General features: G+C 47.9%; 16 protein-coding genes. 4 read left to right on the forward strand and 12 right to left on the reverse strand.

Going from position 1 to position 20,120, the window contains the following annotated elements; genetic code table 11:
* Positions 1-208: 208 nt before the first annotated feature.
* Positions 209-1,423: an LL-diaminopimelate aminotransferase gene (locus GPK90_RS02335; protein ID WP_215702054.1), complete on the reverse strand. Its 1,215-nt coding sequence runs from the start codon at positions 1,421-1,423 to the stop codon at positions 209-211.
* Positions 1,424-1,564: 141 nt separating this feature from the next.
* Positions 1,565-3,313 (reverse strand): CTP synthase, encoded by a 1,749-nt coding sequence (gene pyrG / locus GPK90_RS02340; RefSeq protein WP_215702055.1) that lies wholly within the window; start codon positions 3,311-3,313, stop codon positions 1,565-1,567.
* 689 nt (positions 3,314-4,002) lie between these two features.
* On the opposite strand from pyrG, the gene GPK90_RS02345 reads away from it, so the two are divergent.
* Entirely contained in the window at positions 4,003-6,102 is a 2,100-nt protein-coding gene (locus GPK90_RS02345) for a glutamine synthetase III family protein (RefSeq protein WP_215702056.1), read from the forward strand.
* 116 nt (positions 6,103-6,218) lie between these two features.
* On the opposite strand, the gene GPK90_RS02350 is transcribed toward GPK90_RS02345, so the two are convergent.
* The 6 genes from GPK90_RS02350 to GPK90_RS02375 form a co-directional block, all read right to left on the reverse strand.
* Entirely contained in the window at positions 6,219-6,980 is a 762-nt protein-coding gene (locus GPK90_RS02350; RefSeq protein ID WP_118298013.1) for a creatininase family protein, read from the reverse strand.
* 360 nt (positions 6,981-7,340) lie between these two features.
* Positions 7,341-7,523, reverse strand: coding sequence for a 50S ribosomal protein L32 (gene rpmF, locus GPK90_RS02355; RefSeq protein WP_015554505.1), 183 nt, complete (start codon positions 7,521-7,523; stop codon positions 7,341-7,343).
* 2 nt (positions 7,524-7,525) lie between these two features.
* Positions 7,526-8,053 (reverse strand): YceD family protein, encoded by a 528-nt coding sequence (locus GPK90_RS02360; RefSeq protein ID WP_215702057.1) that lies wholly within the window; start codon positions 8,051-8,053, stop codon positions 7,526-7,528.
* A 425-nt stretch (positions 8,054-8,478) separates the two neighbouring features.
* Complete coding sequence (locus tag GPK90_RS02365; RefSeq protein ID WP_015554503.1) at positions 8,479-9,672, reverse strand: acetate kinase; 1,194 nt, start codon at positions 9,670-9,672, stop codon at positions 8,479-8,481.
* A gap of 152 nt (positions 9,673-9,824) precedes the next feature.
* Positions 9,825-10,826 carry a phosphate acetyltransferase gene (gene pta / locus GPK90_RS02370; protein ID WP_117470288.1) on the reverse strand — a complete coding sequence of 334 codons (1,002 nt, stop codon included), beginning with the start codon at positions 10,824-10,826 and terminating at the stop codon, positions 9,825-9,827.
* 438 nt (positions 10,827-11,264) lie between these two features.
* Entirely contained in the window at positions 11,265-11,597 is a 333-nt protein-coding gene (locus GPK90_RS02375; RefSeq protein ID WP_118298009.1) for a cyclic-di-AMP receptor, read from the reverse strand.
* 272 nt (positions 11,598-11,869) lie between these two features.
* Here GPK90_RS02375 and GPK90_RS02380 point away from each other — a divergent pair, with 272 nt between their 5' ends.
* Positions 11,870-13,072: a tRNA(Met) cytidine acetate ligase gene (locus GPK90_RS02380; protein WP_215702058.1), complete on the forward strand. Its 1,203-nt coding sequence runs from the start codon at positions 11,870-11,872 to the stop codon at positions 13,070-13,072.
* Positions 13,073-13,248: 176 nt separating this feature from the next.
* On the opposite strand, the gene GPK90_RS02385 is transcribed toward GPK90_RS02380, so the two are convergent.
* The 3 genes from GPK90_RS02385 to GPK90_RS02395 form a co-directional block, all read right to left on the reverse strand.
* The gene (locus tag GPK90_RS02385; protein ID WP_215702059.1) at positions 13,249-16,056 is read right to left on the reverse strand and encodes an AAA family ATPase; all 2,808 of its coding nucleotides are present in this window, start codon (positions 16,054-16,056) and stop codon (positions 13,249-13,251) included.
* Positions 16,053-17,186 carry an exonuclease SbcCD subunit D gene (locus GPK90_RS02390; protein WP_118532999.1) on the reverse strand — a complete coding sequence of 378 codons (1,134 nt, stop codon included), beginning with the start codon at positions 17,184-17,186 and terminating at the stop codon, positions 16,053-16,055. Before GPK90_RS02390 ends, GPK90_RS02385 begins: the two co-directional genes overlap by 4 nt.
* A 217-nt stretch (positions 17,187-17,403) precedes the next feature.
* Positions 17,404-17,718 (reverse strand): LysM peptidoglycan-binding domain-containing protein, encoded by a 315-nt coding sequence (locus GPK90_RS02395; protein WP_118298004.1) that lies wholly within the window; start codon positions 17,716-17,718, stop codon positions 17,404-17,406.
* Positions 17,719-17,985: 267 nt separating this feature from the next.
* On the opposite strand from GPK90_RS02395, the gene lexA reads away from it, so the two are divergent.
* Positions 17,986-18,603 carry a transcriptional repressor LexA gene (gene lexA, locus GPK90_RS02400; RefSeq protein WP_118298003.1) on the forward strand — a complete coding sequence of 206 codons (618 nt, stop codon included), beginning with the start codon at positions 17,986-17,988 and terminating at the stop codon, positions 18,601-18,603.
* A 396-nt stretch (positions 18,604-18,999) separates the two neighbouring features.
* Here lexA and GPK90_RS19725 read toward each other — a convergent pair whose 3' ends face one another.
* Positions 19,000-19,119: a GNAT family N-acetyltransferase gene (locus tag GPK90_RS19725; RefSeq protein WP_252197329.1), complete on the reverse strand. Its 120-nt coding sequence runs from the start codon at positions 19,117-19,119 to the stop codon at positions 19,000-19,002.
* Positions 19,120-19,389: 270 nt separating this feature from the next.
* On the opposite strand from GPK90_RS19725, the gene GPK90_RS02410 reads away from it, so the two are divergent.
* The gene (locus GPK90_RS02410) at positions 19,390-19,902 is read left to right on the forward strand and encodes a hypothetical protein (protein ID WP_215702060.1); all 513 of its coding nucleotides are present in this window, start codon (positions 19,390-19,392) and stop codon (positions 19,900-19,902) included.
* Positions 19,903-20,120: the final 218 nt, after the last annotated feature.

A 20,120-nucleotide genomic window follows, 5' to 3' on the forward strand; every position in this document is an offset into this window, starting at 1 on the left:
ACCATCATCCTAACGACTCGGCCGCGTAACGTGCGGCTTGCGTGCTGTCCTACCATCGGTTCCGATATCGAGCAGCCGGCTCCGGAGCGTTCCCGCCTTTCTCATCTCTTCCGCGCTCTCAGCTGTCACACGGTTCTCTGTAAAGTTCTTCGAAAGGGAGTTTCCTTCAACGCCTTTGTTTGATATTTTTTTGATGTCTCTTGTTTTATCAGAGATTTTTGATTCTGTCAAGTGCTTTTAAAGAATTTTCATAAGTTCCGAATGCAGTAATCCGGAAATATCCTTCACCAGACGGGCCGAAACCTGCACCAGGAGTACCCACGATTCCCGCATTGTCTAACAGGAAATCAAAGAAATCCCAGGACTTCATGTTATTCGGGGTCTTTAACCAGATATACGGGGAGTTTACGCCGCCGTATACGGTATATCCGGCATCCTTTAAGCCGTCATAGATCGTCTTTGCGTTCTTCATGTAGCGTGCGATCTGCTCAGCAACCTGTACTTTTCCCTCCGGAGAGTACACTGCCTCGCCGGCACGCTGAATGATATACGGAGTTCCGTTGTACTTGGAACCCTGACGGCGCATCCACATCGCATTTAAGCTCACATCGCCGCACTTTAAGTCCTTCGGGATCACGGCAAAACCAAGACGCATACCGGTAAATCCGGCTTTCTTGGAGAAGCTGCGGAGCTCGATGGCACATGTCTTTGCGCCCTCACACTCATAGATGGAGTGCGGAATGCCAGCCTCAGTGATATATGCCTCGTAAGCAGCGTCATAGATGATCACAGCGCCGTTCTTGTTTGCAAAGTCTACCCATGCCTGGAGATCTGCCTTCTTGATCGCCTCACCGGTCGGGTTGTTCGGGAAGCAGAGATAGATCAGGTCCACGTGCTCCTTCGGGAATTCCGGAAGGAAACCGTTGTCTGCAGTACACGGCATGTAAACGATCTTGTCAAAACGTCCGGTCTCGCTGTTGTAGAGACCGCTGCGACCTGCCATAACGTTGGAATCCACGTATACCGGGTATACCGGGTCGCATACTGCGACTACGCTGTCTAAGGAGAATAATTCCTGGATATTTCCGCAGTCACACTTTGCACCGTCGGATACAAAGATCTCATCTGCGGAGATGTCACAGCCTCTCTCCTGGAAATCCTCTTTTGCAATGATATTTCTTAAAAAGTCATAGCCCTGCTCCGGAGCATAGCCGCGGAAGGTCTCCGCATGACCCATCTCATCGACAGCTTTGTGCATTGCCTCGATGATCGCCGGAGCGATCGGCTGAGTCACATCACCGATACCAAGGCGGATGATCTCCTTTTCCGGATGCTCTGCCTGGAATGTGGATACTCTCTTCGCGATATTTGCGAACAGATAGCTGCCCGGCAGTTTGGCAAAATTTTCATTGACTTTAAACATGGTCTCAATCCTCTCTTTCTGTCTGTAAATGCATTTAGGATATTTTTCATGAATAAATATACCACACAAATGCAGGAACTGCGATAATAATTTGGCTAACGCATTAACTTTTTTTAATGATAAACAGTTAAAGTCAAACCATTAATCTTCCTGGATCAGCATTGTGACCATATGGGCGCTCTCCGCCATGGTCCTTCCTGTATCCATGCTGGTCTTCTGAAGATACCGGTGTGCCTCCGGCTCAGAAAGATGGTTCCGCTTCATGAGAAGCTTTTTCGCACGTCTCAAAACCCCCTGCTCCTCAGCACTCTCAACAAAACCTGCAAAGAGCGGATGTGCATGGTTCGGTCTTGACTTGAATTCCGGATGTGCCTGGATCCCCACATAGAACGGGTGATCCGGGAGCTCGATCATCTCAACGATATGTCCGTCCGGGGACTGTCCGGAGAGCATCATGCCGTGAGATGTAAAGTCATCACGGTAGTCATTGTTGATCTCAAAACGATGTCTGTGGCGCTCGTTGATCATATCTGTTCCGTAGAGGGAATATGCTTTCGACTTTTTATCAAGGACACACGGATAGGAGCCGAGACGAAGCGTTCCGCCAAGGTTCTCCACGCCGTTCTGATCCGGCATCAGATCGACAACCGGATGGGTTGTCTCCGGATCCAGCTCGGAACTGTTTGCATCCGCATAGCCGAGAACATTTCTCGCAAATGCCACCATGGCCATCTGCATGCCGAGACAGATCCCGAGGAACGGGATCTTGTTCTCTCTCGCATAGTTTGCAGCCAGGATCATGCCTTCGGTTCCTCTGGAGCCAAAGCCGCCCGGGATGATGATGCCGTCAACACCGGCGAATGTATCGTCGAGAGCTTCCGGTTTTAAGAACTCGGAATCAACCCATTTGATCGTCACTTTTGTGCGGTTTGCGATCCCGCCGTGCTTTAACGCCTCCATGACACTCAAGTACGCGTCATGCAGTTGGATGTATTTTCCTACCAGTGCGATCGTGACCTCGCTTGTCGGATTCTTTAATGCATCGACCATCTGTTTCCAGTCACCAAGCTGCGGTTCCGGACACGGAAGATTGAGGCATTCGCAGACCACATGAGCCAGGCGCTCTTTTTCCATGGCAAGCGGCGCTTCATATAAATATTCTACATCCAGGTTCTGGAGAACATGGTCTTCCGGAACGTTGCAGAATAAAGCGATCTTGCTCTCGATACCGTCCTCGAGCGGAACCTCTGTACGGCATACGATCACATCCGGGGAAATTCCCATTCCCTGAAGTGCCTTGACGCTCTGCTGGGTCGGTTTCGTCTTTAATTCTCCTGACGCCTTTAAATACGGAACGAGTGTCACATGGATCAGAACGGAATTCTGATATCCGATCTCGTGGCGGAACTGGCGGATCGCCTCCAGGAACGGCTGGCTCTCGATATCGCCGACGGTGCCGCCGACCTCGATGATCGCGATGCGGTCCTCGTCCGGGGATTTCGCGCGGTAAAATCTCGCCTTGATCTCATTTGTGATGTGGGGGATCACCTGTACGGTACCTCCGCCGAAGTCTCCGTGGCGTTCTTTCTGAAGAACCGTCCAGTAGATCTTACCAGTGGTCACGTTGGAATTTTTGTCAAGGCTCTCATCGATAAAGCGCTCATAATGTCCAAGGTCCAGGTCGGTCTCTGTTCCATCGTCGGTGACGAACACCTCTCCATGCTGGATCGGATTCATGGTACCCGGATCAATATTAATATAAGGATCGAACTTCTGCATCGTGACCTGGTACCCTCTTGCCTTCAAGAGACGTCCAAGGGATGCGGCTGTAATACCTTTGCCGAGTCCGGAGACAACGCCTCCCGTGACGAATACGTATTTAACTGCCATACCTTACCTCCAAATGTATATTGTGAATGTGGGGAACTTGTAACTGTTCAGTATTTTTCACAGTTACGGGAACTTTTCCTATGATGTGCGAAAACTGTCTGCTTCATGCTCATGCAACATTGCATGAAAAAAAGGTGACAGAAGTACTAAGACTCTGACACCTTTGTCTAATCAATCACATCATATGAAACTCATTTTTACGCAGGGATAATTGCTCATAGGTTTTGTTGCTGCGTTAAAAAAATATGGAACTACTATATTCCATTTTTTCGAATTTGTAAAGTAGTTTTTTTACAGTTTTCAAAAGTTTTTTATCCGGAATCACAGGACCACTTTCTTCTTTATCCGGGTCTTGCGGCGTCATCAGGTATCCCGCCAGACTGGTGAAGCAGAAAAACTTAATAATAGGAACGCTGTCTGTGATCGGAAAAATTTTTAAAAAAATGTGTTGACAAATCCCGGAAAATGAGTATATTATACCACCATAAGAGCAAGGGCGCTTGGGTGCATGATACATACACCCCGGCGCCCTTCTCGCATTTCACGGATCTTCCCCACAAACCCCCATTTGGGATCCGCGAAATGATGACTGTCTGTTCCATACCCCGGAGCAGACAGCAAACTTTGTATAATTTCCCGCAGACAGGGAGCAAGGAGGTTCCCCAGCGGAGTTGAAAGGAGAAATATCTATGAGCAAAAGTATTCCTGAACTGTATGGCAGTCTTGTATTCAACGACTCCGAAATGAAAGCACGTCTCCCGAAGGATGTCTACAAAGCCCTTACAAAAACGATCAACAGCGGTTCCCATCTGGAGCTGGATATCGCGAACTCTGTTGCAGTCGCAATGAAAGAATGGGCGCTCGAACACGGTGCTACCCACTTCACTCACTGGTTCCAGCCGATGACAGGCATCACTGCTGAAAAGCATGACAGTTTCCTCTCTCCGACCGGTGTTGGCGAAGCAATCATGGAATTTTCCGGAAAAGAACTTGTAAAAGGTGAGCCGGACGCTTCCAGCTTCCCGTCAGGCGGCTTACGCGCCACCTTCGAAGCCCGCGGATATACCGCATGGGATCCTACCTCTTTCGCATTCATCAAGGGACATACACTCTGTATCCCAACTGCCTTTTGTTCTTACAGCGGCGAGGCACTCGATAAAAAGACTCCGCTGCTCCGTTCCATGGAAGCCGTCAGCAAAGAAGCTACCCACTTACTTCACATTTTAGGAAAAACAGACGTCAGACGCGTCAACACCACCGTTGGTGCAGAACAGGAATATTTCCTGGTCGATAAAGACTGCTACCGTCTGAGAAAAGATCTGATCTTCTGCAGACGTACCTTATTTGGTGCTCCGGCTCCGAAGGGACAGGAAATGGATGACCATTACTTCGGTTCCATCAAACCGAGAGTCGAAGCTTTTATGGAGGACCTGAACGAAGAGCTCTGGAAACTCGGCATCCCGGCAAAGACAGAACACAACGAGGTTGCTCCTGCACAGCATGAGCTTGCTCCTGTCTTTGAGACCGTCAATGTTGCCGTTGACCACAACCAGCTCGTTATGGAGATGATGAAGAAGGTCGCTGACCGCCATGGTCTTGCGTGCCTGCTCCATGAAAAACCGTTCGAGGGCATCAACGGAAGCGGTAAGCACAACAACTGGGCACTCTCCACAGATTCCGGCGAGAACCTGTTAAATCCGGGAAAGACACCGGCTGAGAACACACAGTTCTTACTGTTCTTAGCAGCTGTTGTTGAGGCTGTTGATGATTACGCCGATCTGTTAAGGATCTCCGTTGCCACAGCCGGAAACGACCATCGTCTCGGCGCAAACGAGGCACCGCCAGCTGTTGTATCCATGTTCTTGGGAGAAGAACTTGAGGCTGTTGTCGATTCCATTAAATCTGATACATATTTTGAAGGAAAGGGCGCTGTTCAGATGTCCATCGGACCGAAGGTGCTCCCGCACTTCACAAAAGACAACACGGACCGTAACCGTACCTCACCGTTCGCCTTCACAGGAAATAAGTTTGAGTTCCGTATGCCGGGCTCTTCCCTCTCCCTGTCCGGTCCGAACGTGATCTTAAATACAGCCGTTGCCGAGTCCCTCGCCGGATTCTGCAAAGTCCTGGACGGACTTACCGGGGAGAACCTCGATTCCGCAATTCATGAGCTCTTAAAAGATACCTTTAAGAAGCATGAGCGGATCATCTTCAACGGAAACGGCTACACAGACGAATGGCTTGCAGAAGCCGAGAAGCGCGGTCTTCCGAACTTCAAGTCCACACCGGAGGCTCTTCCGCATTTCATCGACGAGAAGAACATTGAGCTCTTCACAAAACATGAAGTCTTCACAAAAGAGGAGCTCTTCTCCCGTTACGAGATCCTTCTTGAGGATTATGCGAAGACTCTCCACATCGAGGCAAAGACTATGGAGGAGATGGTTCAGAAAGACTTCCTTCCGTCCCTGTTCTCCTATGTGAATGACCTTGCATGCACAGGAAGCTCTAAAAAAGAGCTCGTTCCCGGCATTACAACAAAGGCCGAAGAAAAGCTGATCACAAAGCTCTCCGGGCTCGCAGATGTGATCTCTGATGAGCTCGATACCTTAAAGGATATGATCGGTACCGCCGAAGGTATGGATGACTACTTAAAGGCCGGCACCTACTACCACGATACGATTCTTACCGAAATGGAAAAGATCCGTCTGGCTGTCAACGATGCGGAAGTCCTGATCCCGGAGGATTATCTCCCGTATCCGACATACGATGCATTGCTCTTCTACATTTAATTGTTTTGCTCATAGGGAAGACCGCCGGTTACCAGAGAAATCTGAACCGGCGGTCTTTTCGTATCACATTTTAAAAAAATTTCCAGCGTCACTTTCTTATCCGTTCTGACACCTCTTTATGAAAGTTTAACTTTCTTGAACTCTTCCATGAAATCAACAATATAGTTTGCTGTGGTCTCGAGCATTTCCTTGCCCCACTCTTCTGTAGCGGTACTTGGATGATCCGGTCCAATCCAGCCGCTGTCGGTAACATGCGGAGTTTTGCGAAGAATCTCAACGGTAACTCCCTTATACTCAACAGAACGGAAACCGGTTGTCTTCAGATTCTCAGACAGATGCTTAAACTGGAGTTCACCACCTATCTCACTCTTATCAACTAAAGACGGATCAATTCCAAGAATCGCAGCCGTTTCCTCACCACCGCCGTGGCCGCCTTTCCACGCCGGGTTCATATCCCATGCCATCAGCCACCAGTTAAGCATAGCAACCAGACAGCCCTTATCCTCGAATTCCATGCCAAGGCGCTGAATCATCTTGATGTTTCCGCCGTGTCCGTTCAGGAAAACGAATTTTCTTGCGCCGTGACGATACAGACTCAGGAAAACCTGACGGCAAAACTGATAGAGTACCTCGTCGTCAATATCAATTGTACCAGGATACGGAGCAAAATTGGGGCAGGAACCATATGGAATGGTGGGAGCAATCAAAACATCACTCTTCTTCTCAATTTTCTCCAACAAGTGCTCCGGAATCAGTGTATCGGTTCCAAGCGGCATGTGACGGCCGTGACACTCAATACTGCCGATAGAAACAAGTACCATATCATTTTTTTCAAAATATTCCTGAGCTTTCGGCCATGTCAAATTTTCAAGTCTCATAGTTTCTTTCCTTTCATATATGATTTTATAATTTATCTTAACGGTTAATAATTTACTGTTCCTCTTTAGTATTGGCTTTATTATCTGACATTTTTGGGGCTTTCAAGCATTTCTTTATAAAACAAGTATAGTCTATGGTAATAGGATTGTCAATATTTCCAATCGACAACAATAGCTTAGCAGAAAACGAATCATAAATTTAGGATGTCGATTTGTGGTTTTTACGCCATCGACATCCTTAACACCAATATATATTTGTTTTTCAAAAAGCAAGAAGCCAGACACCGCAGGATCTGACTTCTTGCTGTAGGCGAAAAAATCCCCCGGTGGAAAACCACCGGAGGATCTCATAATTCTTAATTAGTCTTCAACTTTAACGATTTCACGCTTGTTGTAGCTGCCGCATGCCTTGCATACTCTATGAGGCATCATTAAAGCACCGCACTTGCTGCACTTTACTAAGTTCATAGCGGACATTTTCCAGTTCGCTCTGCGGCTGTCTCTTCTCGCTTTGGAAGATTTATTCTTAGGACAGATAGACATGGTTACACCTCCTTAAACTGTTTGAAAATATCCTGGATGGCTGCCATCCGCGGGTCAGGAACCCATGTATCACAGCCGCAATCTCCCTTGTTGAGATTTGCTCCACATCTACTGCAGATTCCCTTGCAATCATCCTTGCAAAGGACCTTCATAGGCAGGTACAATGATAACTCATTGCAAACCAGCATATCGGCATCCAGATTATAACCAGATAAATAAGATTGTTCATCCAAGTCCTTCACTCTGTCCTCATCGGAAGCATTCATATCGATCTCCTGGTCAAACTCGATATCTGTGGTGTAATTCACCGGTTCCAGACATCTTGAACAGGGAATCGCAAGAGTCACGGAAGTATTTCCCGTAAGACTCAGCTTTCTGTTTCCAAGGTTTTTTACAGTGATCTTTACCGGGTTCGCAGCGACCACCGGATACTCAACTCGGGAACCCTTGTAAGCTTTCGCTTCAAACGGTACTTCCCAGGTTTTCTCTTTGCCTTCCAGAGTAAAAACTTCAGATAAATTAATCAGCATATTATGTTTCTCCTAATACGCACTAAGATATTATATATGAACAGGAACAATTTGTCAACAATTTTTCTAATAAAATATTAAATTTTAAAAGCTCTATTTTTCATGCATTTCTGCGCTCAAACCATATTCTTGTGACAAATTCTTAACCGCGCCAGAGCGCGCATTAAGAGCACCAGAAACGAATATTTTCGTACCTGGGATAAGAAACCCCAGCGTAGTTCCAAAGCCGTCCTGAGGGCGTTAAAACCTCCAGACAGCACAGAAGCCAACCCGCTCATCTCCTGCTCTCACAGGGTTCTGAACGGGTCAGCGTCATTGCTAATCGATCAAACCGTATGCTGATTCAGATGAGAAAGCACTTATGCAAGCAGGCTTGCAGCCCATCTTTTCATCGAGACCGGCGCACGGCTGAACTGTACCCTGAATTATTTTACAAGAGCTAAAGTCTCTCTTGCAATCGCAAGCTCCTCGTTTGTCGGGATAACCATAACTTTAACTTTGGAATCCGGTGTGGAGATTACGATATCTTTTCCTCTTACGCTGTTAGCCTCGTCGTCGATCTTGATGCCAAGGTAGGATAAATGCTCGCAAACAGCTTTTCTCATGGACTTGCCGTTCTCACCAAGACCTGCTGTGAATGCGATCACATCTACGCCGTCCATAGCTGCTGTGTAAGCACCGATGTACTTAACAACGCGGTAGTTGTACGCCGCAAGAGCTTTCGCTGCGCGGTCGTTGCCAGCCTCAGCTGCTTCCTCGATGTCACGGAAGTCGCTGGATACGCCGGACAGGCCAAGAACACCGGACTTTTTGTTCAGAACGTTCATAACGCCTGCGATGTCGAGGTTCTCTTTCTTAGCGATGAACTCCATGATAGCCGGATCCATATCACCGGAACGAGTTCCCATGATAAGTCCCTCAAGTGGAGTGAGACCCATGCTTGTATCTACGGATTTGCCGTTCTTTACAGCGGAAAGGCTTGCGCCGTTACCAAGATGGCAAACGATGATCTTTAAATCTTCGTACGGTTTTCCGGCAACCTCAGCAGCTCTCTTGGACACGAAGCTGTGGGAAGTTCCGTGGAAGCCATATCTTCTTACTTTGTACTTCTCGTAGTACTCGTACGGAAGGCCGTAAAGGTAAGCCTCCTCCGGCATTGTCTGATGGAATGCAGTATCGAATACAGCTACCATCGGTACGTTCGGCATAAGCTCCTGGCAAGCGCGGATACCGATCAGGTTTGCCGGGTTGTGAAGCGGTGCAAGATCGTTGCACTCTTCGATTGCTTTCATAGCCTCATCTGTGATCACTGTGGAAGAAGTAAACTTCTCACCGCCGTGTACGACACGGTGACCAACAGCGCCAACCTCTGCAAGGCTTGCGATAACGCCGCTCTTCTTGTTTGTGAGAGCGTCTAATACCATCTGGATCGCCTGTGTGTGTGTCGGCATCGGGGAAACGGTAACTTCCTTCTCTCCGCCTGCCGGCTGGTATGTGATCTGGCTTCCTTCGATACCAATTCTCTCGCAGAGACCTTTTGCAAGAACTGCCTCTGTATCAGAGTTGATTAACTGGTACTTTAAGGAAGAGCTTCCGCAGTTGATAACTAAAATATTCATGACAGATAAAACTCCTTGTGATTATAAAATAGAATCTGTGTCTTCCGGTCTCCGGAACGAAGACTGGATATTACAGTTGTTGCCAAAAAGGGAACGCCGTTTCCTCTTGATCGATTTTGCGTCGTTCCCCATTGTTGTTAAGTAATTATAGATTAAGCCATCTGAGCCTGTACAGCTGTAAGAGCTACTACACCAACGATATCCTCAGCGGAGCATCCACGGGAAAGGTCGTTGACCGGTCTTGCGATACCCTGGAGCATCGGGCCGTAAGCTTCTGCTTTAGCAAGTCTCTGAACCAGCTTGTAACCGATGTTGCCGCAGTCAAGGTTCGGGAAGATAAGAACGTTAGCATGACCTGCAACTTCGCTTCCTTTTGCTTTTGCTTTTGCTACGGACGGAACAATCGCTGCATCGAGCTGTAACTCGCCGTCAAGGTCAAGCTGCGGGTACTTCTCGTTTGCGATCTTTGTAGCCTCTACAACCTTGTCTACAAGAGCGTGCTTTGCGCTGCCCTTTGTGGAGTGGGAAAGCATAGCTACGATCGGCTTCTCACCAACAAGTGCGCGGAAGCTCTTAGCGGAGCTGTCAGCGATTGCAGCGAGCTCTGCAGATGTCGGATCCTGGTTTAAACCACAGTCAGCGAATAAGAATGTGCCGTTTGCACCGTACTCGCAGTTCGGAACGTCCATGATGAAGAAACCGGATACAAGCTCTGTTCCCGGAGCTGTCTTTAAGATCTGAAGAGCCGGTCTTAATGTATCAGCTGTTGCGTGGCAAGCACCTGCAACAAGTCCGTCAGCGTCTTTTTCTTTTACCATCATAACGCCGTATGTGATGTAATCTGTCTTTAAGATCTCCTGTGCTTTCTCGAGAGTCATACCCTTTTTCTCTCTTAATTTGAACAGGGTCTCTGCGTAGTGGTCAAACTTCGGATCAGTATCCGGATCTACGACCTTAAGACCAGTAAGGTCAACTTCCAGCCAGTGAGCACCATCCATGATCTTTTCCTCTTTTCCGATCATGATCAGGTCAGCGGTCTTCTCCTTTAATACCTGTGCTGCAGCAATAAGAGTTCTCTTATCGTTGCTCTCCGGCAGAATGATTGTCATTACATCCTGTTTTGCCTTTTCTTTCATAAGATCAATAAATGCCATGATGATTGACTCCTTCCTCAATATGGGTTTTCATACGTATTTTTATTATATCGCAGCTAAATACTGGATACAAGACTATATTCTCCAATTTTTTGCACTTTTTTCAATACCTCTCGTTAAATTTAAAACAATGCGGTAAAAAAACGGGCACAGCGGAAGTTTGACCGGAAGCAGCTGCCTGCCTATCGGGAAATTTTATCGAACGTTCCGGTAACAAGTGAAAACACGCTTCGCGAGTTTCCCCTTGTTATCGCGACAATCGCCATGGTCTCGCGCAAGCACGGACTTTGGCTCGTTGTGCGCGTAAACAAACAGCTCCGGTCGACCAGGAATACTGATTGCCGGAGCTGTTTGTATCTTTTATCTTTTCTCTGCAGGACCGCAGTCATATTTATTGTTCGCATTGCTGCAGCAGTCTCTGTCAGTATCATTTTTCGGTCAGATCTTCTCATACCGCTCAACATCTACAACAAAGATCGTCGCACCGCCGACATCGACCGACATCGGCATTGTTGCGCAGTGGACCATGGAGGAACCGGATACATACGGCATATTGATCGTGATCTTCTGGTGATGGCCGCACTCCTTTTTAATAATATCGATCGCTTCATCAACCCGCGCTTCTTCCGTCACGATCATCAGGGTCGTATTCCCTTTTTTCAGGAATCCGCCGGTCGTGGAAAGACGGGTCACGCTGAATTTGTGTTTTGTGAGTGACGTCGTCACATCATCCTCGTTGTCATACCGGATAATTGCGTAGATCAGTTTCATATAGCATCCATCCTTTCTGCGTCTTATTTCGAAGATTGCGGTATGCGCCGCAAAGATATAACTGTAACACTAAGGCAGCCGCTCTGAATTCTTTCTGATATTTTTGAATATTCTTATCATCCTGGAACAATCAGTCTTTCACACGCTGCTTAGATGCAGTATATCACATTTTTTCTTTGAGAACAATAAATATTGCATTAAGATTTTGTTTCGACTATGATATTAGATAACGAATGCAGGCAAATGATCTGCACAAGTTGAGGAGATCTACTATGAAAACAGCTGCCATCATTGCAGAATACAATCCATTCCACAATGGCCATAAATATCAGATTGAAGAGACAAGACGCCGGACCGGAGCCGATTTCATCGCGGTCGTCATGAGCGGTGACTTCGTACAGCGCGGGGCCCCGGCAATCTACAGCAAGTTTCTCCGGACTCGCTCCGCGCTTCTCTCCGGCGCTGACCTCGTTGTCGAAATGCCCGTTTTCGGAAGTCTGAGCGCTGCCCAGGATTTCGCACGCTGCGGAATCTCTTTGTTTCATCATATGGGGATCATCGATGTGCTCTCCTTCGGCAGTGAAGCAGGGGAAATCAAAAAATTGCAGGAACTGGCAGACCAGGCCGGCACAGAGACGGAAGAACAGTCGGATCTGATCCGTAAAAGTCTCCGAAGCGGCCTTACCTACCCACAGGCACTGGCTCTTGCCAGAAAAGATTCTGTTCCTGTATCGCCCAACGATATCCTTGCGGTTGAGTACCTGAAGGCATTAAAGGAATTTTCTTCCGCGGTCGAACCCTGGACCCTGAAACGCTCCGATCCCGGGTATCACTCCGAAGGGCGGGACGGCTCTTTCGCTTCTGCAACAGCGATCCGAAAGGCGATCTCTGCGCAGGATCCGGATTTTCTCTCAGCTGTTCTCCCGGATTCCCACTTTGAAAGTCTGCAGGCCGAATCCGAGGTTCCATTATTTCCGGATGATTTTTCTCTCCTGATAGAACAGAAGATCCTGACTTCCGCTCTGGAAAAAATTCAGAGCATTTCCGGTATGCCGGAGGACCTCGCCGCAAAGCTCTATAAAAACCGTCTGGAATTTCTCCGGACCGATGCACTGACCGCAGCCAGAAAAGACCGGCAGTATACTTACGCGAAGGTCAGCCGCGCTCTTATGAATCTCATGCTGGATATCACAGACAAAGACCAACGGGGATTTGCTGCCTGCGATTACGCTCCATGGGTCCGGATCCTGGGATTCCGAAAAACATCCGCAGCACTTTTATCGGAATTGAAAAAGCATTGCGATATCCCTGTCATCGTCAAGACCGCTGATGCCAACGAGATTCTCTCCCCGGAAGTCTATCCGCTTTTTGAGAAAAATCTGACCGCATCTGAGATCTGCCGGATGGTGCGGGAGCTGAAATCAGGAAAGGTACAAAAAAACGAATTTACCCGTTCGCCGATCATGATCCCGTGAACTATATAGGCAATTGAATTACCGCGCATCTGCATTTTAGATCACCGTATCTACGATGTAGATGCTTCTTTTTTCCGGTTCCTTTTCTCCGCATATTTGGCTGACACTTCTTCCGACTGCGACGGACATTGGCTGGAATAGCTCTCTTCCTGCCGGATCTGCTGTCACGCACGTTTTCAGATCACGCCGTCCGATATTCTGACAGTGCTTCCCACGCCTTCCCGACCGCGTTTTTTTGTTATCACGATCTTTTTTTCAATCCTGTCTTTCAGCTCCGCAACATGAGAAATGATACCGACAAGTTTTTTTCCGTCCGCAAGATTTCCCAGTGCCTTTACCGCCTGGTCCAGCGCATCCTCATCAAGAGAACCGAATCCTTCGTCCACAAACATGGCATCCAGCTGGATCCCGCCTGCCATAGACTGGATCTCATCCGAAAGTCCCAGCGCCAGGGAAAGCGAGGCCTGGAACGTTTCGCCGCCGGAGAGCGTCTTTACACTCCGCTCACTTCCATTATAGTGATCGATCACATTCAGTTCCAGTCCGCTCTTGTCCTTTTTGTTCCCCGATGTCTCACTTCTTTTCAGTTCATACTGACCGCTGCTCATCGTCATCAGCCGGATATTCGCCCGCCTCAGAATCCGGTCAAAATACGCCATCTGGACATAGGTCTCAAGTTCGATCTTCCGCTTTCCATTCAGTGTCCCGGCTGCCGTGTCCGCAAGTGAGTGGACCCAGATATATTCCTGTTCTGTCTGTTCCATGAGATTCTGCCAGGTGCAGACCTTCTCGTAGATCTTCCGGTTGTTCTGTAAAGCCGAATGGAGCTGTTCCCGCTGTTTTAATGTTCCTGTTTTTTTCGTCTCCAGGCGTTCCAGCATCTCTGAGAGTTCCGTTTCCTTCAGCTCTTCTCTTTTTCCGATCTGTTTTTCCAGTGTTTCCACCGCAGAATCCAAGCTCGCCATATCTCTCTGGTATTTTTCCATTTTAGCCTTCGCGCTGCTTTCTTCCAGCTCCAGCTCCCTTTTCTGCGTTTTCATCATTTTCAGGTTTTCTTCGATCTCTGCCGCATTTTGCCCTTCCAGCCTTTCCTGAAGCTCTTTCACCTGCACCTTCAGCATTGACAGGGATGTCAACAGGTTCTGCTCCGACAAGGCAAGCGCCGTATTTTTTTCTTTCGCCGTCTCCAGAGCCTTTTCCAGCTTCTTTATTGAATCTTCCAGCGTTTTTAGCTGTTTCAGCTGTTCTGCATTCGATCTGATACGGATTTCCAGTTCACAAAGTTCTTTCTCCGTCTTTGTTATCGCCAGTCTGGCTGCCGTCATACACTCCGCAGGATCCGATATCTCTGATATCCTGTTATACAGGTCTGCTTTCAAAGCGGCAGGAAGCTCCACTATCCTCTTTATCTCGAGATCCAGATTTTCTTTTAAGTTTCCGGCTCTCTCGCTCAGCCTCTCAGACTTCACTCCTGCCCGTTCAGCTTCCTTCTTTCTTAGTTTCAGTTCTTCCTGATCCGGGATCTCTTCTGCAAGCTCAGCAGGAGCCGGGTGATGACAGGAACCGCATACCGGACAGGGGATTCCTTCCTCCAGATCCTGTGCAAGAATGCCGGCCTGGGCATTCAGAAACAGTGTTTCCAGGTGTCCATACCGTATGCGGCTCTCATCACGCAGGGAAATCGAGATTGCGTACTCTTTCTGCACATCTTTCAATTCCCTGTAAGTCGACTCAAGCCGCTCCAGGTGTTCTTCCAGTTCCTTTTTCTGTCGCAAAAGTGCTTCTTTCGCATTTGACAGTTGCTCTTTCTCCACCGGTGCTCTGGAAATCTTCTCTCTGTCCCCAGACCGGTTCTCCAGTTCTGTTTGCAGAAGATCCGTCTGTTCCTGCATCGACTTTCTATCTGTCTGAACGCTCAAAAGTGTCTGTTCTTTCCCAGCCGCTTCTCCTCTTTTCTGCTCCAGTTCCAGAAATCTCTGACTATCCAGTTCCAGTTTCTGAACTTTCTTTGCCAGTTCTTCGCGAAGCTCCGACTTTTTCTCCACTTTTTTCCATTCTGCAAGGACCGCTTCATACTCCGGATTCAGTCGTTCCCGTTCCTGTTTTTTATTCTCCAGTTCTGCCTCGATCCGTCTGATCTGGGCCGCCTTTCCCTTTTTTTCATTTACCGCGCGGATCTGCTTTTCCAGGCTCTGCACAGATCCATCCAGCGTTTCCAGATGTACCTTTTCTTTTTCTGTCTCACTGCGCAGCAGCTCGATCCCCCGCATTGTTTTTCCTTCAAAATGTACCTTTTTTAAGGAATTAAATTCCTGTTCCGCCGCCGGATCTTCCTCAAAGCAGGCATCCTCCAGGTACTGGGTAATGCTCCGGCGCAGATCATCATAATCTTTTCGTCTGCGCTTTTCCTCGTCCCGCAGACGCCACTGGATCTCCTGAAAGATCTCCGTGTGAAAGATCTGACGGAAAATTTCTCCGCGTTCCGCAGTCCCTGCGATCAGAAGTTTCTGGAAATCCCCCTGGGCGATCATCGCAATCTGAGTAAACTGTTTATAGTCGAGACCCATCAGCTCCGTCACAGCCTTTGTGACCGCGCCCATCTTTGCCACTGGCTGACGTCCGTCGGGATAGATCAGTTCCGCATCCGCTTTTTTCGTTGTAAATCCGGTTCCTCGCTTTTTCGGGCATTCATATTCCGGATTTCTTCTGACGATATATTCTTTTCCCTGATAGGCGAAAGTCAGCTCCACAAACGTCTCCGTCTCTGCTTTCGCATATTTGCTCCGGAACATTCCGGCTTCCCGCACAGTTCCGCTTGCCTCACCGTACAGGGCAAATGTGATCGCATCAAAGATCGTCGTCTTACCGGCGCCGGTATCTCCCGTGATCAGGTAAAGACCATGTTCTCCAAGTTGTTCAAAATCGATCGTGTTCTCCCCCGCGTATGGGCCGAAGGCACTGATCACCAGTTTTTCAGGTTTCATTCTTTTATCTCCCGGATCAATTGTTCTGCAAAATCCTTCTGTTGTTTCGTCATAGGCTGATTATTCTGAAGTTCATAGAACTCATAAAACAGTTCGATCTCTGTCTTTTTTTCTACGGCCTGCGCTGCATCGACCTCCTGAGTGGTTTTTGTCCTCTGATTGTCATACAAAAGCTGCATGATATTCGGGTAGATCACACGCAGTTTCTGAAGACCGTCCGGCACATCATCCTCGTCCGTCAAGGTCACCTGGATATAATCTTCACGGTTCATATCTCTGTAAAAAGAACGGTCGGTAAGTTCCAGATAAGTGCCCCGGAGCTTCCTCATATCCCGGAGAGGTTTTAACGGCAGCAGGCTGGTCCTTACTGTTCCTTTTTTCTCCAACTCCACGACTGTAATTGATTTCTCCTGGTCCACCTCCGAAAATGAATATTTTAAGGGAGTCCCGCAATAGCGAACCCGGTCAGTTCCTACGTTTTGGGGACTGTGGATATGTCCAAGTGCTGTATAATCAAACGGTGTAAAGACCGCTGCATCAATGTTGTCGAGACCACCGACCTGAACATCCTCCGACTCGCACCTGGAAGCTCCCGTGACAAACTGGTGTGCGACAAGGATGTTTCTATCCTTCAGATCGATCTCCATATGGCGGATCACCGTCTCCGCCGCAGTCTGGACATCCGTTACCAGATCCGCCTCATTCTCAAATACATGCCGCACAGTCGAAGGGCGGATAAACGGGAGCAGGTGGATCCAGACTGTTCCGTATTGATCCTTCAGCGGAATCTTCGTGACACTCCCATCATATACAGGCGAAAGGTAGATCCCCCGGCTGTTCAACAGTCTTCCGCCGAAAGCCAGCCGTTCCGCCGAATCATGGTTCCCGCTGATAATAAAAACAGGAATCGCTCTCCCGGCAAGCCTTGTGATAAATTCGTCGAACACCTGGACCGCCTCCGCGGACGGGATCTGCTTGTCATAAATATCACCGGCCAGGATGATCCCGTCCGGCTTTTCTTCTTCCGCCAGATCAAGAATTCTTTTAAGAATATATTTCTGGTCTTCGATCATCGAAAACTCATTGACTCTCTTTCCGATATGAAGGTCCGATAAATGGAATAATTTCATTGGTTCCTCCTATTGCTCTCTCTTCTGCTCCTCCTATTGTACCGTTTTATCCCGGCAATAGCAAGCAAGGAACTTTTGGCCGCCGGTCAGCTGGAATGCAAGTATCCCGGAGAAAGAACAAGATCCCCGGACATCATTCTGCCCAAAGGATCTCGTTTGCAGCCCGGAGAGTCTTTCTCTCCGCATCCTCTCTTCTGTATCTTTCTGTCTTATATCATCACTTTATATACGGGTTTCCCGGCGTCTCCGCATAATACTCCACGGAGATCATATCACCGGCACGGAGTTCGTCAGAAACCATTCCGTTGATTAGTTTCAGCTCATATACATATTCCCGCACGGACATACCGGAATGATGATAATAAGTTTTTGCAACAGACCAGAGGGTATCACCTTTTTCCACCTCGATCGTCGTATAATAGCGGTTATAGACGGCATCATCCTCGTCTTCATTCGCCATAACCAGGGTCTTTCCAAAAAAGCAGGACATGATCATCACGATCATCACAAGAGCGATCAAATACTTCTTCATATTGGTTCCTCCTCTGTATTCAGTAAGTGCAAACTCATGTTTGGGAACATCTGTTCTGGTTTAGATTCTATCACGCGAACATATGTTTGTCAATTCTTTTTCTCCATTTTTTCGAACAAAGGTTTGCTTTTTTCCGCAGTTTATGATACTATGTATGCAGAGAAGAAATATTCTTTTGCAGATTATTACAGCGGTCGTCAAATGTCTCCCCGTGTATGCGCGGTTGCCATTTTCCTAATCGCCGTGACGAATAAAAGGAGGGGTCTCATGAGTCAGGGAAAAATTACTGATAAGCAGAAAGAAATACTTGAATATATAAAAGAAATGATTTTAAAGAAAGGATATCCGCCGGCTGTGCGCGAGATCTGTGAGGCGGTTCACTTGAAATCCACCTCCTCGGTCCACTCCCACCTGGAATCCCTGGAGAAGAACGGATATATCCGCCGGGATCCGACGAAGCCGAGAACTATCGAGATTCTCGATGATGATTTCGCTCTTACAAGACGTGAAGTTGTAAATGTGCCGGTGATCGGTACGGTCGCCGCCGGAACTCCGATCCTCGCGGAGCAGAATATCGAAGATTATCTTCCGATCCCTGCCGAAATGCTCCCGAATAAAGAAGTATTTATGTTAAAGGTAAAAGGAAACAGTATGATCGAAGCCGGGATCTACAGCGGTGATAAAGTCATCGTTGCAAAGCAGCCGGACGCCGAGAACGGCGATAAAGTCGTTGCGCTCGTTGATGACTCCGCGACCGTAAAAACGTTCTACAAAGAGAACGGTCACTTCCGTCTCCAGCCAGAAAACTCCACGATGGACCCGATCATCCTGGATCACGTAGAGATCCTCGGTAAAGTCATCGGTCTTTTCCGCATGATGAGCTGATTTGTTTATAACAAAAGAAAAATCCCCGGCAGTCCGCTGTGTTTTTGCAGTGGAACTGTCGGAGATTTTTTCATATCTTCCAGGCTGTGCTCTTGCGCTGTTGTCCCTTTCCCTATTTCGAGAATATCAGTCGAAATGTCTTATGCCCGAAATGAGATGCAGCCGTTTGTCGGGTTAAATATTATTTCATGATCTTCCAATGTATCATTTACTCCTATAGAGCTCGGCAAACCAGAATCTGCGATTCCAATGTTTTTGCTTTAATTCATAGGACGGATGATATAAGCCGGTTGGTTCGTAAAATTCGTCACCAATATAGTGAAAACCCAGCTTACGCAAAACCTTTGCAGATTCAGTATTATGAGGATTCTGTCCTGCAAACAGTGCGTCTGCTTTCTAAATGGAAAACGCGTAGTTGATGACAGCCGATGCAGCTTCCACTGCGTAGCCTTTTCTCCAGAATTGCGGAAGCAGATGAAACCTGATCTCATATTCATTCTTACGATATGGTCGCAATCCGCAGCATCCAATCGCGAGATCCAGGGTGCGTTCGGCTTTGAGAACCCGCAGGCAATCTATAAGTGGATCGCCGGGAAATCACTTCCAAGCCTGGACAACTTTATCATTCTCAGCAGACTGTTACATACTAGCATTGAAAATATCCTCGTCATTGACGGGGATATTCCTCTTTTATGGGTTTCTTTAAACCAAGGGTTCAATGACATCTTCCCTCTCTCGCCTTATAATCGTGTCATAAGGAATTGATGCGAAGGAGGCGAATACATCATGAAAATGACTTCGGCTTATGCCAATAAACTGCTCAAAAGCCTGGCGGACGAAAAGTCCTACTGGGAAGCCAAGGAAGCGACATCCCGTACATACGTTGCCGCCGTCGGCGAGGAACCGGTCATCCCGGAGTATGACTACTCCGCCGTTTCCGAGACGTTGAAAGAAATTGATCGAAAAACCGTTATTATCAAGCACGCCCTGAACCTGGCCAACGCAACAGCAAAGATCATGGTAGGCGATACGGAAATGAGCGTCGACAGCATTCTGGTAAGGATGGCACAGCTCAACTCCCGCAAAGCGACCCTGGACACCATGCGGAAATGCCTTCCGAAAATGAGGGAATCTTCCCATGCATTCAGCTCCAGGAATGCCGTTCCTGAGTATCGCTATACCAATTACGATCCGGAACTGGTAAAACAGGATTACGAACATATCTCCGGCGAAATCATGGAAATGCAGATTGCCCTTGACCAGTACAATCAGACGTTCCTGTTTGAAGCGGACATGTGACATACTCCCACCACTTAGCTCATGCTTGAAGTGGGGGCTTCTCGTTCGATTACCCCGTTGGGCAAAGCATTCACGAGCGATCCCCGTGTGTCCCACGGTTCTTTTTGTCTGATATATTTTTATGATGCTTTTTCGCTTTTTTCTAATATGATCCCGGACATTCTCAGACCTTCCCTGCAGATGTTGACTGCCGCATTTTCATCACGGTCCATCCGGTT

This window comes from Clostridium sp. MCC344, assembly GCF_018785365.1.
In the GTDB taxonomy this organism is placed as follows: domain Bacteria; phylum Bacillota; class Clostridia; order Lachnospirales; family Lachnospiraceae; genus Pilosibacter.

Coding starts and splice junctions, on each gene's coding strand:
- GPK90_RS02345 (WP_215702056.1), top strand. CDS start 4,003: ATGAGCAAAAGTATTCCTGAACTGTATGGCAGTCTTGTATTCAACGAC.
- GPK90_RS02335 (WP_215702054.1), bottom strand. CDS start 1,423: ATGTTTAAAGTCAATGAAAATTTTGCCAAACTGCCGGGCAGCTATCTG.
- GPK90_RS02390 (WP_118532999.1), bottom strand. CDS start 17,186: ATGAAATTATTCCATTTATCGGACCTTCATATCGGAAAGAGAGTCAAT.
- lexA (WP_118298003.1), top strand. CDS start 17,986: ATGAGTCAGGGAAAAATTACTGATAAGCAGAAAGAAATACTTGAATAT.
- GPK90_RS02395 (WP_118298004.1), bottom strand. CDS start 17,718: ATGAAGAAGTATTTGATCGCTCTTGTGATGATCGTGATGATCATGTCC.
- pta (WP_117470288.1), bottom strand. CDS start 10,826: ATGGCATTTATTGATCTTATGAAAGAAAAGGCAAAACAGGATGTAATG.
- rpmF (WP_015554505.1), bottom strand. CDS start 7,523: ATGTCTATCTGTCCTAAGAATAAATCTTCCAAAGCGAGAAGAGACAGC.
- GPK90_RS02360 (WP_215702057.1), bottom strand. CDS start 8,053: ATGCTGATTAATTTATCTGAAGTTTTTACTCTGGAAGGCAAAGAGAAA.
- pyrG (WP_215702055.1), bottom strand. CDS start 3,313: ATGGCAGTTAAATACGTATTCGTCACGGGAGGCGTTGTCTCCGGACTC.
- GPK90_RS02385 (WP_215702059.1), bottom strand. CDS start 16,056: ATGAAACCTGAAAAACTGGTGATCAGTGCCTTCGGCCCATACGCGGGG.
- GPK90_RS02410 (WP_215702060.1), top strand. CDS start 19,390: ATGAAAATGACTTCGGCTTATGCCAATAAACTGCTCAAAAGCCTGGCG.
- GPK90_RS02380 (WP_215702058.1), top strand. CDS start 11,870: ATGAAAACAGCTGCCATCATTGCAGAATACAATCCATTCCACAATGGC.
- GPK90_RS02350 (WP_118298013.1), bottom strand. CDS start 6,980: ATGAGACTTGAAAATTTGACATGGCCGAAAGCTCAGGAATATTTTGAA.
- GPK90_RS02375 (WP_118298009.1), bottom strand. CDS start 11,597: ATGAAACTGATCTACGCAATTATCCGGTATGACAACGAGGATGATGTG.
- GPK90_RS02365 (WP_015554503.1), bottom strand. CDS start 9,672: ATGAATATTTTAGTTATCAACTGCGGAAGCTCTTCCTTAAAGTACCAG.